Annotated in this window: 12 protein-coding genes and 2 pseudogenes; 6 read left to right on the forward strand and 8 right to left on the reverse strand. The window is 68.5% G+C overall.

Features of this window, described 5'->3' with window-relative positions:
* The first annotated feature begins 283 nt into the window (after positions 1–283).
* Together ON38_RS23805 and ON38_RS23810 are read left to right on the forward strand one after the other, a co-directional pair.
* A complete protein-coding gene (locus tag ON38_RS23805; protein WP_039827177.1) occupies positions 284–727 on the forward strand; it encodes a DUF3151 domain-containing protein in 444 nt (147 codons plus the stop codon).
* A 68-nt stretch (positions 728–795) separates the two neighbouring features.
* Positions 796–1,911: an FUSC family protein gene (locus tag ON38_RS23810; protein ID WP_036515570.1), complete on the forward strand. Its 1,116-nt coding sequence runs from the start codon at positions 796–798 to the stop codon at positions 1,909–1,911.
* Between the two features lie 317 nt (positions 1,912–2,228).
* Here ON38_RS23810 and ON38_RS23815 read toward each other — a convergent pair whose 3' ends face one another.
* Together ON38_RS23815 and ON38_RS23820 are read right to left on the reverse strand one after the other, a co-directional pair.
* Positions 2,229–3,008, reverse strand: a complete 780-nt coding sequence (locus ON38_RS23815; RefSeq protein ID WP_039827178.1) for a site-2 protease family protein — start codon at positions 3,006–3,008, stop codon at positions 2,229–2,231.
* A 217-nt stretch (positions 3,009–3,225) separates the two neighbouring features.
* Entirely contained in the window at positions 3,226–3,885 is a 660-nt protein-coding gene (locus ON38_RS23820; protein WP_039827179.1) for a hypothetical protein, read from the reverse strand.
* Between the two features lie 199 nt (positions 3,886–4,084).
* On the opposite strand from ON38_RS23820, the gene ON38_RS23825 reads away from it, so the two are divergent.
* Entirely contained in the window at positions 4,085–5,374 is a 1,290-nt protein-coding gene (locus ON38_RS23825; RefSeq protein ID WP_039827180.1) for an adenylosuccinate synthase, read from the forward strand.
* A 4-nt stretch (positions 5,375–5,378) separates the two neighbouring features.
* Here ON38_RS23825 and ON38_RS23830 read toward each other — a convergent pair whose 3' ends face one another.
* The gene (locus ON38_RS23830; protein WP_039827181.1) at positions 5,379–6,494 is read right to left on the reverse strand and encodes a BTAD domain-containing putative transcriptional regulator; all 1,116 of its coding nucleotides are present in this window, start codon (positions 6,492–6,494) and stop codon (positions 5,379–5,381) included.
* 24 nt (positions 6,495–6,518) lie between these two features.
* Entirely contained in the window at positions 6,519–7,553 is a 1,035-nt protein-coding gene (gene fbaA / locus ON38_RS23835; protein ID WP_039827225.1) for a class II fructose-bisphosphate aldolase, read from the reverse strand.
* Positions 7,554–7,763: 210 nt separating this feature from the next.
* Here fbaA and ON38_RS23840 point away from each other — a divergent pair, with 210 nt between their 5' ends.
* Complete coding sequence (locus ON38_RS23840) at positions 7,764–8,504, forward strand: DedA family protein (protein ID WP_245564174.1); 741 nt, start codon at positions 7,764–7,766, stop codon at positions 8,502–8,504.
* A 30-nt stretch (positions 8,505–8,534) separates the two neighbouring features.
* A pseudogene (locus ON38_RS23845) lies at positions 8,535–9,170 on the forward strand (DedA family protein); the annotation flags it as partial.
* A gap of 102 nt (positions 9,171–9,272) precedes the next feature.
* Here ON38_RS23845 and ON38_RS23850 read toward each other — a convergent pair.
* A pseudogene (locus ON38_RS23850) lies at positions 9,273–10,461 on the reverse strand (glycoside hydrolase family 76 protein).
* 301 nt (positions 10,462–10,762) lie between these two features.
* Here ON38_RS23850 and ON38_RS23855 point away from each other — a divergent pair.
* Positions 10,763–11,542, forward strand: coding sequence for a TrmH family RNA methyltransferase (locus ON38_RS23855; protein ID WP_083873045.1), 780 nt, complete (start codon positions 10,763–10,765; stop codon positions 11,540–11,542).
* Positions 11,543–11,853: 311 nt separating this feature from the next.
* On the opposite strand, the gene ON38_RS23860 is transcribed toward ON38_RS23855, so the two are convergent.
* The 3 genes from ON38_RS23860 to ON38_RS23870 are packed head-to-tail and all read right to left on the reverse strand — an operon-like array spanning position 11,854 to position 13,983.
* Positions 11,854–12,165 (reverse strand): DNA translocase FtsK 4TM domain-containing protein, encoded by a 312-nt coding sequence (locus ON38_RS23860; RefSeq protein ID WP_039827182.1) that lies wholly within the window; start codon positions 12,163–12,165, stop codon positions 11,854–11,856.
* 23 nt (positions 12,166–12,188) lie between these two features.
* Positions 12,189–12,923 carry a lysoplasmalogenase family protein gene (locus tag ON38_RS23865; RefSeq protein WP_051165107.1) on the reverse strand — a complete coding sequence of 245 codons (735 nt, stop codon included), beginning with the start codon at positions 12,921–12,923 and terminating at the stop codon, positions 12,189–12,191.
* A 1-nt stretch (position 12,924) separates the two neighbouring features.
* On the reverse strand, positions 12,925–13,983 hold the full coding sequence (locus tag ON38_RS23870; RefSeq protein ID WP_039827183.1) for a beta-ketoacyl-ACP synthase 3: 1,059 nt from the start codon (positions 13,981–13,983) through the stop codon (positions 12,925–12,927).
* Positions 13,984–13,992: the final 9 nt, after the last annotated feature.

Genomic DNA, 13,992 nt, shown 5'->3' on the forward strand with positions numbered 1-13,992 from the left:
CTCGCCGGGTTCCGCTTCGCCGGTCGCCCCCGCTTGTCCGGTCGGGTCCCCACCGCTCGCCGCATCCGTTGCCCGCGACGGCTGCGATCCGGTTTCGGACGTCCGCGGCTTCTCCCCGGCGGTAGAACCCGCGCGGGAGTCGCCGCCGGAGTCGGATTCGGAGCGGATCGGTTCCTTGTCGTCGGTCGGGTGCGACACCTATACCCCTCGTTGCTGGCTAACAGAATGTGACGTAGATGGCCAGCCTATCGAGCATTCCCGATACCCGTGCACAATGAAGCCCATGACCTCGTTCGGTGATCTGCTCGGCCCGCAACCGGTACTCCTTCCTGAACTACACGACGCGGAGGACGCGCTCGACGCCGGCACCGATCCGGTGCGCGTCGCGGCCGACAATCCCGCCGCGTCGATCGCCTGGGCGACCCTGGCCGAAGCCGCGTTGAAGCGCGCGGACGAGGCCGCGGAGCCGGTCAACCACGATGTGGTCGCCGCCTACGCGTTCGCCCGGACCGGCTACCACCGTGGGCTGGACCTGCTGCGCCGCAACGGCTGGAAGGGCTTCGGCCCGGTCCCGTGGGAGCACGAACCGAACCGTGGCTTCCTGCGCAGTGTCGCGGCACTGGCCCGGGCGGCCAAGGCCATCGGGGAATCCGACGAATACGCCCGCTGCCTGGACCTGCTCGAGGATTGCGATCCGCGGGCGGCCGGGGAACTGGGTCTGGGCTGAACGAACCCGGAGCATTGATCGACCCGAAGTCCCCGATGGGCCGAGCCCGGGCCAGGGGTACCGACCGGATGCGGCGGTCCTGGAAGCGGCTCCGCCTCTCGGCGATCCCGATTCTGCAGTGCTCGCTGGCGGCGGCGCTGGCCTGGTTCCTGGCCAAGGACGTGGTCGGCCACGCGCTGCCCTTCTTCGCGCCGACCGCCGCGGTGGTGTCCATCGGCACCGCCTTCGGCGCACGGCTGCGCCGCTCGCTGGAACTGGTGGTCGGGGTCGCCGTCGGTATCGGCGTCGGCGATCTGTTCATCTCCCGGGTTGGCACCGGGGTGTGGCAGATCGCCCTGGTGGTGGCGGTGGCCATGGCCCTGGCGGTGTTCCTCGACGGCGGGGCCATCATCGGTATCCAGGCCTCGGGTTCGGCCGTGCTGGTGGCCACCCTGATGCCGCCGGACACCGGGGCCGGCCTCTCGCGCATGGTGGACGCGCTGATCGGGGGGCTGGTCGGGGTGGTGGTCGTCGCCGCACTGCCGTTGCATCCGGTGCGCCGGGCCCGGGAGCAGGCGGCCGCGATTCTGGGCGTGATGGCGAAATCGCTCACCGACGGCGCCCACGGCCTGCTCGAACAGGACCCCGGCAAGGTGCACACCGCGCTCACCGCAGTGCGGGCCACCCAGGCGCAGCTCGATTCGTTGCGTAAATCGCTCGAGGGCGGCCGCGAGGTGAGCCGCATATCTCCGCTGTACTGGAATTCGCGCGGCCGGTTGGAACGCCTGCGGGCCGCCGCCGATCCGCTGGACAACGCGGTCCGCAACACCCGGGTGCTGCTGCGCCGCTCACTGACCCTGGTGCGTGACGACGAGATCCTCAATCCGGGCCTGATCGAGGAAGTGGAGCAGCTGGCCGCCGCGGTCGAGGTGGTCCGGCGGATGATACTCACCGATCCGGGTGAACAACCCGACCGCGCGGAGGCCGCCCGCGTGCTGCGTTCGGTGGCCAAACAGGCACGCCCGGAACTGGTTGCGGGGGCCGGGCTGTCGGCACATGTGGTCTTCGCCCAGATCCGGTCCACGCTGGTAGACCTGCTGCAGGTCTGCGGGGTGCAGCGCGTTTCCGCCTTGGCGCTGCTCCCGCCCACCGTACCCAATCCCTATGTGACACCGACGAATCGGCCTGCGGACACGGTCGGTTAGTTACCGGACACGCGCTATCGTTCGCTGCCTGGTTGCCGGAACCTCCCGGAGCCGTGATCGCGGGTCGCGGGGGCCTGGTCGCCCGGTCACGACCGCTATTCGAGTAGTCGACTACCTGTGCCGCGGCGGCCGGTCTCCACTAATGTGAAACGTGACCGCACCGGCCCACAGCCGGTTCGGTCGGACCCCTCCCGTGCGCCGCGTCGCCGACGGACGGCGCGTCAGCGCCGAATGTTTCGGATACCCGGACGCCGGCCCGGGCGGGGAATCCGGGCCCGTCCGGCCGGCGCCGCGCCGGGCGGGCCCTCTCGGATCGGCTACGCCCAGAACCTCGTCAGATATCCGCCGTAGCGCGACCACTGCTCCGATACCCCGGACAGGTCGTAGAGCGCGTACACGGCGTCGAAGAAGACCTGATTGATCGCCGGGGTGAACAGCAGGGCGAACAGGATGAGCATGCCGAAGGGTTTGAACTGCTCCAACCCGCGCCGCGTCTGGTAGCTCAGCGACGGCTCCACCACGCCGTAGCCGTCCAGGCCCGGTATCGGCAGCAGGTTCAGCAGTGTCGCGGTCACCTGCAGGAAGGCCAGGAAGCTGAGCCCGAACCAGAACGCCGGGTGTTCCTGCGCGCTGCCGAAGAATCGCACGACCAGCAGCAGCACCACCGCGCACACCGCGTTGACGGCCGGGCCCGCCACACTGATCAGCCGCTGGGTACGGGGCGGGACCTGATGGGTGTGCACGTACACGGCCCCGCCGGGCAGCCCGATACCGCCGAGCGCGATGAACACCATCGGCAGCACGATCGACAGCAGCGGATGACTGTATTTGAGCGGGTTCAGGGTCAGGTAGCCACGCAGTTCCACCTCGCGGTCCCCGGCCCGCCAGGCGATATACGCGTGGGCGAACTCGTGCAGGCACAGGCTCACCACCCAGCCGAACACCACCAGCACGAAAACCCCGGCCTTTGCCCGGACGGAATCCAGGTCCGCGTCCCAGGCGAGCACGCCGCCGACCACCGCTAGGGCCACGACCAGCAGGAACACCGGGCTAGGACGTATCGCACCGCGCCGCAGGGCCGGGACGCCGCGGGTCACGGCCGCCCACCCTCAGGTACTCCGAACCCGACCCGCCGACGACGCGTGCGTCGTTGCCACTCCGTCGCAGCAGGCTCGAACCGGCCCGACCGAGCGACCACCGCACTTCGGAGGCCGGCGCGCCGGCGGAGGCGCCATCCCCGCCCCCTGAGCACAGTCGGCCCGAACCGGGTAGCCCCCGAACGGCGGAGGCCGGCGCGCGAGCGGGGGTATCGCATCAGCGGACCAGCAGCCACGGTTCGTGATGCCGGTAGAACGTCGACCGCGGCACCACCCGGTCGCTCTGGATACCGTCGCGATTGATCACCGCGCCCGGTGTGCCGAGTTGCGCGGCGCGCCCGGGGGTCCAGCGACGGCGCCGGAAGCGGCGCGGGTAACTGGCCCGGACTCCCGGCAGCTCCAGCGTGGGGGTGACGAACATGGCCCGGATCGTGCCGGAGAACAGGCGGGTGTCGTCGACATAGGCCTCACCGGTCAGCTGGCCGCCGTCCGGGCCGGTGATCTTGGCGCGGCCCACCAGGACGGTGCCGGTGTCGTCGCGTACCAGCGGAGTCTCGGAGGCCGAACCCTCGAGCGCCCGTTTCGCCGCGGCGTTACCGGTATCGAGGTCATAGGCCTGGGCGGCATAGGTCCGCTCCAAGGGGACGTAGCCGACTTCCACGTGCAAACGCTCGGTGCGCATCAGATGGGTGAGCACAGCGGCCAGCGCCGCGTCGCCGCCCAGCACGATCAAACGCGGCAGGCTGTCGGCCGCCAGCACCGGCAGGAGCTCGTCTATCAGCCCGGTGTCCGGTATTGCCCCGGTCTGCGCAGTGGGTAGCGCCGCGAGGGCGATGGGTACCGGTGCGTCGGCACAGCGGAGAACCTGGGTACTCAAACGCCCAACACCCTCCCTCGGACCGGTCACCCATGAGTGTAAAGGGTGCCCGGTGGCGACCCGCGCAACGGCCCGGCCCCGGCGACCGTTCCCCGGCGCCCGCGCGGTCTCGGCTAGACTGTGCTCCCGGCTTCCTCCGCATTACGGCAGGTAGCTGCAGCACTCGAGTGTTGCGCGTCGAACCGTAGGAGACACGACCATGCCGGCAATCGTCCTCATCGGCGCCCAGTGGGGTGACGAGGGCAAGGGCAAAGCCACCGATCTACTCGGGGGCCGCGTGCAGTGGGTGGTGCGGTACCAGGGCGGTAACAATGCCGGCCATACCGTGGTGCTGCCCAACGGCGACAACTTCGCGTTGCACCTCATTCCGTCCGGCATCCTGACGCCCGGCGTCAAGAACGTCATCGGCAACGGCGTGGTCGTGGACCCCGGTGTGTTGCTCGACGAACTCGCCGGGCTGGAGGATCGTGGTGTCGACACCTCGGGTCTACTGCTCTCCGCCGACGCGCATCTGATCATGCCGTACCACGTGGCCATCGATAAGGTCACCGAACGGTTCCTCGGCAACAACAAGATCGGCACCACGGGCCGCGGTATCGGTCCCTGCTACCAGGACAAAGTGGCGCGGGTCGGGGTCCGGGTCGCCGATGTACTGGACGAGAAGATCCTCACCCAGAAGGTGGAGGCGGCGCTCGAGTTCAAGAACCAGGTCCTGGTCAAGATCTACAACCGGCGCGCGCTGGACCCGCAGCAGGTGGTCGAGGAGGTACTCGGCCAGGCCGAGCGGTTCGCGCACCGCATCAGCGATACCCGGCTGGAACTGAACCTGGCCATCGAACGCGGCGAGACCGTGCTCCTCGAGGGCTCGCAGGGCACCCTGCTGGATGTGGACCACGGCACCTATCCCTACGTCACCTCGTCGAACCCGACCGCCGGCGGCGCCGCGGTGGGCGCGGGGATCGGGCCCAACCAGATCGACACGGTGCTGGGCATCCTGAAGTGCTACACCACCCGCGTCGGTTCCGGTCCTTTCCCGACCGAACTGTTCGACGAATCGGGCGCCTACCTGGCCAAGACGGGCGGGGAGGTCGGCGTCACCACCGGCCGGGCGCGCCGCTGCGGCTGGTTCGACGCGGTCATCGCCCGCTACGCGACCCGGGTCAACGGCATCACCGACTACTTCCTCACCAAACTCGACGTGCTGTCGAGCCTGGACCGGGTGCCGATCTGCGTGGCCTACGAGGTGGACGGCGAACGGGTCGAGCAGATGCCGACCACCCAGACCGGTTTCCATCACGCCAAACCGATCTTCGAGGAGATGCCCGGCTGGTGGGAGGACATCTCGGGGGCGCGGACCTTCGAGGAACTGCCCGCCAATGCCCAGGCCTATGTGCTGCGGCTGGAGGAGCTCTCGGGCGCCCGGATCTCCTGCATCGGGGTCGGACCGGGCCGCGAGCAGACCATCGTGCGCCACGACGTCCTGGGCTGAGGCCTCAGCGCACGGCCTGGAAGGCCAGCACGGTATTGCCGATCCGGATCGCGTCGCCGTCGGCCAGCAGCGTGGAATCTATCGGCTGCTCGTTGACGAAGACCCCGTTGGCCGAGTCGAGGTCTTCGATCAGCAGCCCGGCCCGGCCCAATTTGATCTGGGCGTGGTACCGGCTGGCCTTCGGATCGTCGAGGATCAGATCGTTGTCGGTCATCCGTCCGATCCGGAAGCCGCCGTGGGCCACCACTACCGTCCGCCCGTCCGGTAACCGCAGCTGACCGCTGCGCACGGTGCGCGGCACCTCGGTGACCGTATCGGTCATGGCCGCGGCCATCCGCTCGACGCTCTTCAGCTCGACGGTGCTCAGCGGCTCCTGGCGCAGCACCCGCCGTTCCAGTTCCACCAGCGCGGGCCCGGGGTCGATACCGAGTTCCTCGGCCAGTACCGCCCGCACCCGCCGGCATGCCTCCAGCGCGTCGGCATGGCGTTCGGACAGATAGAGCGCGGTGATGAGCTGGGCCCACAGCGGTTCCCGCAGCGGGTGCTCGCTGGTGAGCGCGACCAGTTCGCCGATCACGGCGGCGGCCCGGCCGCACGCGATTTCCGCGTCGAATCGCGCCGATACCGCCAGCAGCCGTTCCTCCTCCATGGCGGTGGCGAAACTGTCGGCGAAACCGAGCCCGGCCAGATCCGACAGCGCCCGGCCGTTCCACTCACGCAGGGCGGTGGCGAACAGCCGGGACGCCGAGGCGTGATCGCCGACCCCCGACGCCCGGGTGCCCGCGTCCCGGGCGGCTTCGAACCGGCCCAGGTCGCAGGCCTCGTCGGTGATCTCGAGCCGATAGCCCGAGGACTCCGTGCGCAGGACAGCCGCCGGGTCGACGCCGGAATTGCGCAGCGCCTTGCGGATATTCGAAACGAACACCTGCAGACTGGCCGCGTAGGCATCCGGCGGCTCCTCGTTCCAGACCATATCGGCCAGGGTGGCCGAGGAGACGGCCCGGCGCCGGTTCACCGCGAGTGCGGCCAGCAGTGCCCGAGGCTTGGGCCCGCCGACCGGCACCGGCTCACCGCCCACCAGTAGGCGCACGGGCCCCAGCACGCGGAGATCGACTGTCATCTGGCTACGGGCGGTGCGAAGGAATCAGGCACTGATGGAACGCCCGGCGGACCGCAGGTCGTTGCACGCCTGCACCACCCGCTCGGCCATCGACAGCTCGGCCTTCTTCAGGTAGCTGCGCGGATCGTAGGCCTTCTTGTTGCCGACCTCGCCGTCGATCTTCAGCACACCGTCGTAGTTGCTGAACATATGGGCCGCGACCGGCCGGGTGAACGCGTACTGGGTGTCGGTGTCGACGTTCATCTTCACCACGCCGTAGCGCAGCGAATCATCGATCTCCGACTTCAGCGACCCGGAACCGCCGTGGAACACGAAATCGAACGGCTGGGCGTCATTGGCCAGGCCCAGCTTGGCCGCGGCCACCCGCTGTCCCTCGGCCAGCACCTCGGGCTTGAGCACCACATTGCCCGGCTTGTACACACCGTGCACATTGCCGAAGGTGGCGGCGAGCAGGTATTTGCCCTTTTCGCCCGCGCCGAGCGCGTCGATGGTCTTCTCGAAGTCGGCGGGCGAGGTGTAGAGCTTCTCGTTGATCTCGGCCTCGACGCCGTCCTCCTCACCGCCGACGACACCGATCTCGACCTCGAGAATGATCTTCGCGGCGGCCGCGGCGGACAGCAGCTCCTGCGCGATGGAGAGGTTCTCGTCGATCGGCACGGCCGAACCGTCCCACATATGCGACTGGAACAGCGGATTCTGCCCGGCGTCCACCCGCTCCTGCGAGATGGCCAGCAGCGGCCGGACGAATCCGTCCAGCTTGTCCTTGGGGCAGTGGTCGGTGTGCAGCGCGATGGTGATGTCGTACTTCGCGGCCACCACATGGGCGAATTCGGCCAGCGCCACCGCCCCGGTGACCATATCCTTCACCCCCTGGCCGGAACCGAATTCCGCGCCACCGGTGGAGAACTGGATGATCCCGTCACTACCCGCCTCGGCGAAACCCTTGATCGCCGCGTTGATCGTCTCCGATGATGTGCAGTTGATGGCCGGGAAGGCAAAAGAGTTCGCCTTGGCCTGACCGAGCATCTCGGCGTAGACCTCCGGAGTCGCGATCGGCACTGTGAAGACCTCCGTGTTGTGCGGCAGACGTGGGATTGTCTGTTTCTGCACATACCCTAAGGCAGGCAGGTTTCCTCCGGTATAAGGGGATTGTTTGCGCCGCCGCACCCTACAGCGGTCGATGTAACCGGTACTGTGGGCCGGGTGATTGCGCTGGCAGCTACCGACGCGGTGACGAGCAATCTGGCTCTGACCGAACTGCTCGACCCGATGCACCTGTTGACCGAGACCTGGCTGAAGAATGCCGTGCTACCGGCCATCATGGTGATCGTCTTCATCGAAACCGGACTGCTGTTCCCCCTGCTCCCCGGTGACTCGTTGCTGTTCACCGGTGGTCTGCTGGCCGCCCAGCCGAATCCGCCGGTATCGATCTGGGTGCTGGTCCCGGCCGTCGTCTTCATCGCTTTCGCCGGTGATCAATGCGGATACTGGATCGGCCGGGCCATCGGTCCCGCGCTGTTCAACAAAGAGGACACGCGCTTCTTCAAGAAGAGCTATGTCACCGAAACACACGAATTCTTCGAGAAGCACGGCCCCAAAACGATCATCCTGGCCCGATTCGTCCCGATCGTCCGGACCTTCATGCCGGTACTGGCCGGTGTCTCCAAGATGAGCTACCGGCGCTATGTCGCCTTCGATATCGTCGGCGCCATCGCCTGGGGCGGCGGGGTGACCGTGCTCGGCTATTTCCTCGGCAATGTCGCCTTCATTCGCGATCACGTCGAGGCGATCTTCCTCCTCATCGTGTTCATCTCGATCCTGCCGGGCATCAGCGCGGTGGCCAAGAAGCTGCTCGGCCGCAAAGCGGACAAAGCAGCCACGAACGGCGCACTGACCTCGACCGCGGAGCTTCCGGCCATGGATCTGCCCGGTCAGGTCGACAGCACCATGCCCCTGCCGGTGGTGCACCACGCCGGACCGGTCGGCGCGAACGATTCTCCTGTTCGGTAAGTGGTGAGCGCCCAGTCCGTGCCCCATGCGATGGGCAGCTTCGAACCCCTGATCTCCGCCGGTCCGGCGCTCGTCTGGACTGTGGTCCTGACCTTCGTCTTCCTGGAATGCGCGTTCATTCTCGGACTGTTCCTGCCCGGCGATTCGATGCTGCTCACCGCGGGAATCGTGATGGCCTCGCACGCCACCGGCGAAACCCAGGTGTGGCTGCTCGCGGTGGGTGCGATGGTCGCCGCCATAGCCGGCAACCAGGTGGGCTATATGGTCGGGCGGCGAACCGGCCACCGGCTCGTCGCCCGCAAGAACGGGCGCTATATCAATACCCGCAACCTGGCCCGGGTCGCCGAGTTGCTGCACCGGCACGGATTCGTGGCGGTGCTGATCGCCCGCTGGATTCCCTGGGTGCGCACCCTGTGCCCGATGGTGGCCGGGGCCGCCGGAATGGACCATCGCCGCTACACCGTGGCCAGCACCATCGGCGCCATAATCTGGGCCCCGGTCCTGCTGCTCATGGGGTACTACGCCGGCGGTTTCATCCAGCGCATCTCCTGGCTCATGCCCATTGTGATCGGTTCGCTGGTGGTATGCCTGATCGTGGGCACCGTCATCGGAATCAGGCAGTACCGGCAGGAGATGGCTCAGCCGGCCGAGGACTTCGATATCGATATCGATTCCGCGGCCGCCGAGGCCGACACCATGCCGCTACCCGATCTGGGGCGGGCGGGCCGGGCGGCCCACCACCCCGGCCACGGTTACGACCGGCGGGAACTACAGGCCGGCCGCGGTGACCATATGGGCGGCTTCCATGAGCATCCATCCCGACAGCTGTACCGATAGGTCCCGTTCGGGAACCCGGGAGGAACTGACCGCGCCGTTGGAGGTGAGCCCTCCGGCGCCGCCGCTACCGCTGGGCAATTGCGCGGAGACCGACCAGTCGGGGCCGAAGAGCGGTTCGCCCTCGAGATCGAGCCGGTTCTCCCAGGCCGCGGCCGCCGACTCCTTCACAATGCGCGCGGCTATGCGCCGGTCGGCGAGTTGCTCGTGTTCGTTGCCGGGCAGCATCAGCGCGACCTGGGCGAGATAGCGGACGAGGATGCCGTTGAACAGGCCGCCGTCACCGCCGGTACCGCCGCGCACCACGCACTCGACGGTCAGATGATCCTCCACGGCGTCCAGCAGGCGGTGCACCCGGTCGAGATGGGTGTGCTCGCCGGTGTGGACCGCGAGCTCGGTTTCCAGGCCGAGTACGACACCCTGACAGTACGTATAGATCGGGCGTTCCAGTTCACGGGCCGGGAGATGGATACCGTCGAAGATCAGGCCCGTCTCCGGATCGCGCAACGTCTCGTCGATCCAGCCCGCTATTTCCGCTGCCCGCTGGTGGCGGCCGAGCCGGGCCAGCGCGATACCGGCGGGACCGTTGGCCGGAGCGTTGTAGAAATCCGCCCACCGCCAGGGGGATGCCGCCCCCCACCGCCGGGTTCCACGCGGCGTACAGCTTCTGCTCCAGCGGTCCGAGCGCGCCGACGGCCTCCTCGTTGTCGTGGATCCGGGCCGCGCGTTCCAGGGCGAGGGCCAGCCAGGCCATATCGTCGTAGTAGCGGTTGGTCCAGCCGGAGATATTGCGAAGCCGATGCGACCGGACCAGGGTGGCGACCCGTTTACGGCGTTCGATGGTCGGCGCCCGGTTGGCGGCGTCGACCGCGCAATCGATGAGATGGGCCTGCCACCAGTAGTGCCAGGTGAGGAAGAATCGCTCGCGCCGGACGGACGGCCAGCCCACCACGCCGAGCGCAGTGCCCGGGAGCAACCACACCGGCCGCAGGTGCCGCGACAGGATCGCGGCCTCGGCCCGGTCGGCCCGCTCGGACCAGCGTGTCGCGGGGTCCCCCAGCGGCCTGCGCTGTTGCCCGGCCGAGCGCCGGGGAACGTCGAGATCGTCGCTGGGCGGGGTCATGAAACCCATATTGCCAGGCGAATCGGCTTTTCCGCCGCTCAATTGTTATCGACTCGACGCGCAACCGTTCGACTCCGTCCCGATCCGGTCCGTACCTCGTGGAATTGCTGCCGGACAAAGCCCGGAACGGGAACCCGCATACCGTAAAGTGGGGTTTACGCCCGGGCGTGTCGCGCGGGCTCCCGAGTGCGCCGCCGCGGCGAGTGAACGGCTGTTCGCCAGAAGCCGCGGCCGCACAATACGTTTCGGGCGGGCCGGACCGAGCCGGACGACCCCGCTCGCCCCCCACTACGATCATGCCGTGACCAACCCAGCGCTAGGGGCAGATCCGAGCCCCGCCCGGCTCCGGACATCCGAAGCCGCCACAGCGCGTACCCCGGACCCGGAGCCGGCAGCGCGACAGGAATCCGGCGACCCGGATCCGGACCCCGAACCCGGTCCGACCGAATGGGGTGAGAACCCGAACGGGGTCGGGCCGTGGGCCGCCGAGCACGACGGGCCACCGCCGGACGACGACCGGCTCGACCCGGTCCTGCTCGCCGAAGGCGACCGCCGCAATGTCGTCGACGCGTACCGCTACTGGACCCGGGAAGCGATCGTGGCCGATATCGACCGCCGCCGACACCCCTTCCATGTCGCCATCGAGAACTTCGGACACGACGCGAACATCGGCACGGTCGTGCGCACCGCCAATGCCTTCGCGGCCGGCGCGGTGCATATAGTCGGCCGCCGCCGCTGGAACCGGCGCGGCGCCATGGTCACCGACCGCTACCAGCACATCACCCACCACCCCGATATCGAGGCCCTGCTCGAATTCGCCCGCTCCGAGGACCTGAGCGTGGTCGCGGTGGACAATGTCCCGGGTTCGGTACCGCTGGAAACCGTCCGGCTGCCGCGGCGCTGCCTGCTGCTGTTCGGCCAGGAAGGGCCGGGAGTCACCGAAAGCGCCCGGGACGCGGCGGTACTCACGGTGTCCATCGCCCAGTTCGGTTCCACCCGCAGTATCAACGCGGGAGTGGCGGCGGGTATCGCCATGCACACCTGGGTCCGCCAGCACGCGGACCTCACGGCCGCCTGGTGAAATGTGATGTGCAGTTGGCCGTCCATAGAGTGGGGCCGTTGAGCACTTACAGTGACGTGAACCCACCCAGGCCGGTCCAAGTACAGGACGGCACACCCTCCGCCGACCCGGATATCGCGCCCTTACAGTGAAGTCAACCCCTCGGACCGGTCGAAGTCCCTGGCCGCGTGCGCGCCTCGTATACCTGGACAGGCCGATGGCATTCAGCGTCGGGCCCCGCCCCGGTGCGGTCGCGAAGGAGCACAGCGGCTCCACCGGCGGGGTCGAAGAACCGGCGTGGTCCCGCCGACCCTGCGGCACGATCGGCGCGGTCAGGCGGAGTTGATCAGCACGATCATGAAGACGATGTAGGCGATGACCGCGAGTACGCCCAGGATCAGCAGCACGGATCCGATGATGCCCAGGACGTAGCCCACCATCACATTGCTGCGGCCGCCGACTGTGCCGCCGGAGGCGTCGATCTCGTTGAGGGCCCGGCGGCCCAGTACCCAGGCGAACGGGGCGCAGACCTGGCAGAACATCATTCCGACGATGCCCAGGATCAGTACGGTGGTCGCCTGCGGATGCTCGGGCGGCGGCGGGCCGTACGCCGGATAGCCGTACGCGGGCGGCGGGTAGCTCATGCGTGGATCGTATCGGGCAGAGGCTAGGCGCTACCAGCGGAAATCTGTTCGGGCGCAGCGGCGCCGAGCGGTGTGCGGGCGTGCGCGGCCGGATCGGTGAGCAGGAACTGCGCGGCACCGTAGGTCGCCAGGATCACCGCTTCGAGCACCCGCCGCGCCCGGTCCCCGCGCGCGAAGAGCCGCCGCAACACGATGAGGCCGTCCGAGACCGTGAACAGCAGCGCACCCACCCCGAGCCGGCTGCGCGGATCGGCGCCCGGAATGTTAAGCCCCGCAACGGTGTTCGCGTCCTCGGTCAGGGCCGGGTCGGAGGCGAGTACCGCCGCGGTGCCCAGCGTGACGCCGTACGCGCTCAGCGGCGCGGCGAGGGCGGGCGCCTTCGCGCGCAGCATTGCGGCGGCACCGGCCCAGGCCAGCAGCCTCGGCACCGCGACAGCGGGCGACGGGCGCGCACCGTAGCGCCACCAAAGCGCGGCATATCCGGTCTGCATCACGGCGAACGAGGACGCGCCGGCGATGAGCCGGCGATCGTCGTCGGGTTCGATGAGCAGTACGTCCCCGACGGTTGCGGCGCCCAGGGAACTCAGCAGCAGGGTCCGGTCGGCGGGCACGATATCGGCTCCGCTGGTGGCGATATCGGCCGCGAGCAGCGGCATCATCAGCGGTTTGGCCGCCCACTGCCACCGCTGACGACCGGTGAGCGCCCCGGCCACGGTCACCGCGGTGGCGGCGAGGTACCCGGCCCGCAGCGGGCGCATATCAGAGGCTCGATTCGGCGGGCGCCGGCGGCAGGATGACGACCTGACCCGCGTAGCTGAGCCCCGCGCCGAAACCGAGCAGCAACGCCAGCTGACCGCCCTTGGCCTTACCCGTGGCCAGCATCTCCTCCATGGCCAGCGGAATCGAGGCCGCGGACGTATTGCCGGTGTTCTCGATATCGCCCGCCATGGGGATCTCGTCGGCCAGGCCCAGGTTCTTCTTCATCAGCTCGTTGATCCGGGCATTGGCCTGGTGCGGGATGAAGACCTCGATATCGTCCTTGGAGACTCCCGCCACATCGAGCGCGGTGGACAGCGCCCGCGGCAGCGTGACGGCGGCCCACCGGAATACCCGCGGCCCCTCCATCCGCAGTGCCATCCGACCCACCGGCTCCACCTTGGGATCGGTGCCCTGCAGGTCCTGGGCCCGCTGCATGTAGTCGATGAAGTTGACGTCCTGTTTGATCGCTTCGGCGTTCTCGCCGTCGCTGCCCCAGACCGTCGGGGAGATCCCGTTCTCCTCGCTCGGGCCGATCACCACCGCACCGGCACCGTCGCCGAAGATGAAGGCCGTACCGCGGTCGGTCGGGTCGATGCCGATGGTCATGGTCTCGGCCCCGATGAGCAGCACGTATTCGGCCGAACCGGCGCGGATCATATCGCTGGCGACGCCGAGCCCGTACCCGAAACCACCGCATCCGGAAGTCAGGTCGAAGGCGGCGATGCCGTTCATCCCCAGGTCGCTGGCGACGATCGGGGCACCGTGCGGAGTGAGCATCGGCCAACTGGAGGTGGCCAGGATGAGCGCGCCGATCTGTGAGGGGTCCACACCACTGTTGCGCAGCGCACGCCGACCCGCGGCCACCGAGATGGATCGCAGCGACTCGTCGCCGCTGATCCAGCGGCGGTTACGGATACCGCTGCGCTCGAAGATCCACTCATCGGAGGAATCCAGGACCTCGCACACCTCGTCATTGCTGACCACGCGCGTCGGCCGGTAGGCACCGATGCCGAGCATTGCAACGTTGTCGTGCCCCTTCTTGCCGGCAATGCTCACCACGACTCCACG

It is taken from the genome of Nocardia testacea NBRC 100365 (genome assembly GCF_000308775.1).
Lineage (GTDB): Bacteria > Actinomycetota > Actinomycetes > Mycobacteriales > Mycobacteriaceae > Nocardia > Nocardia testacea.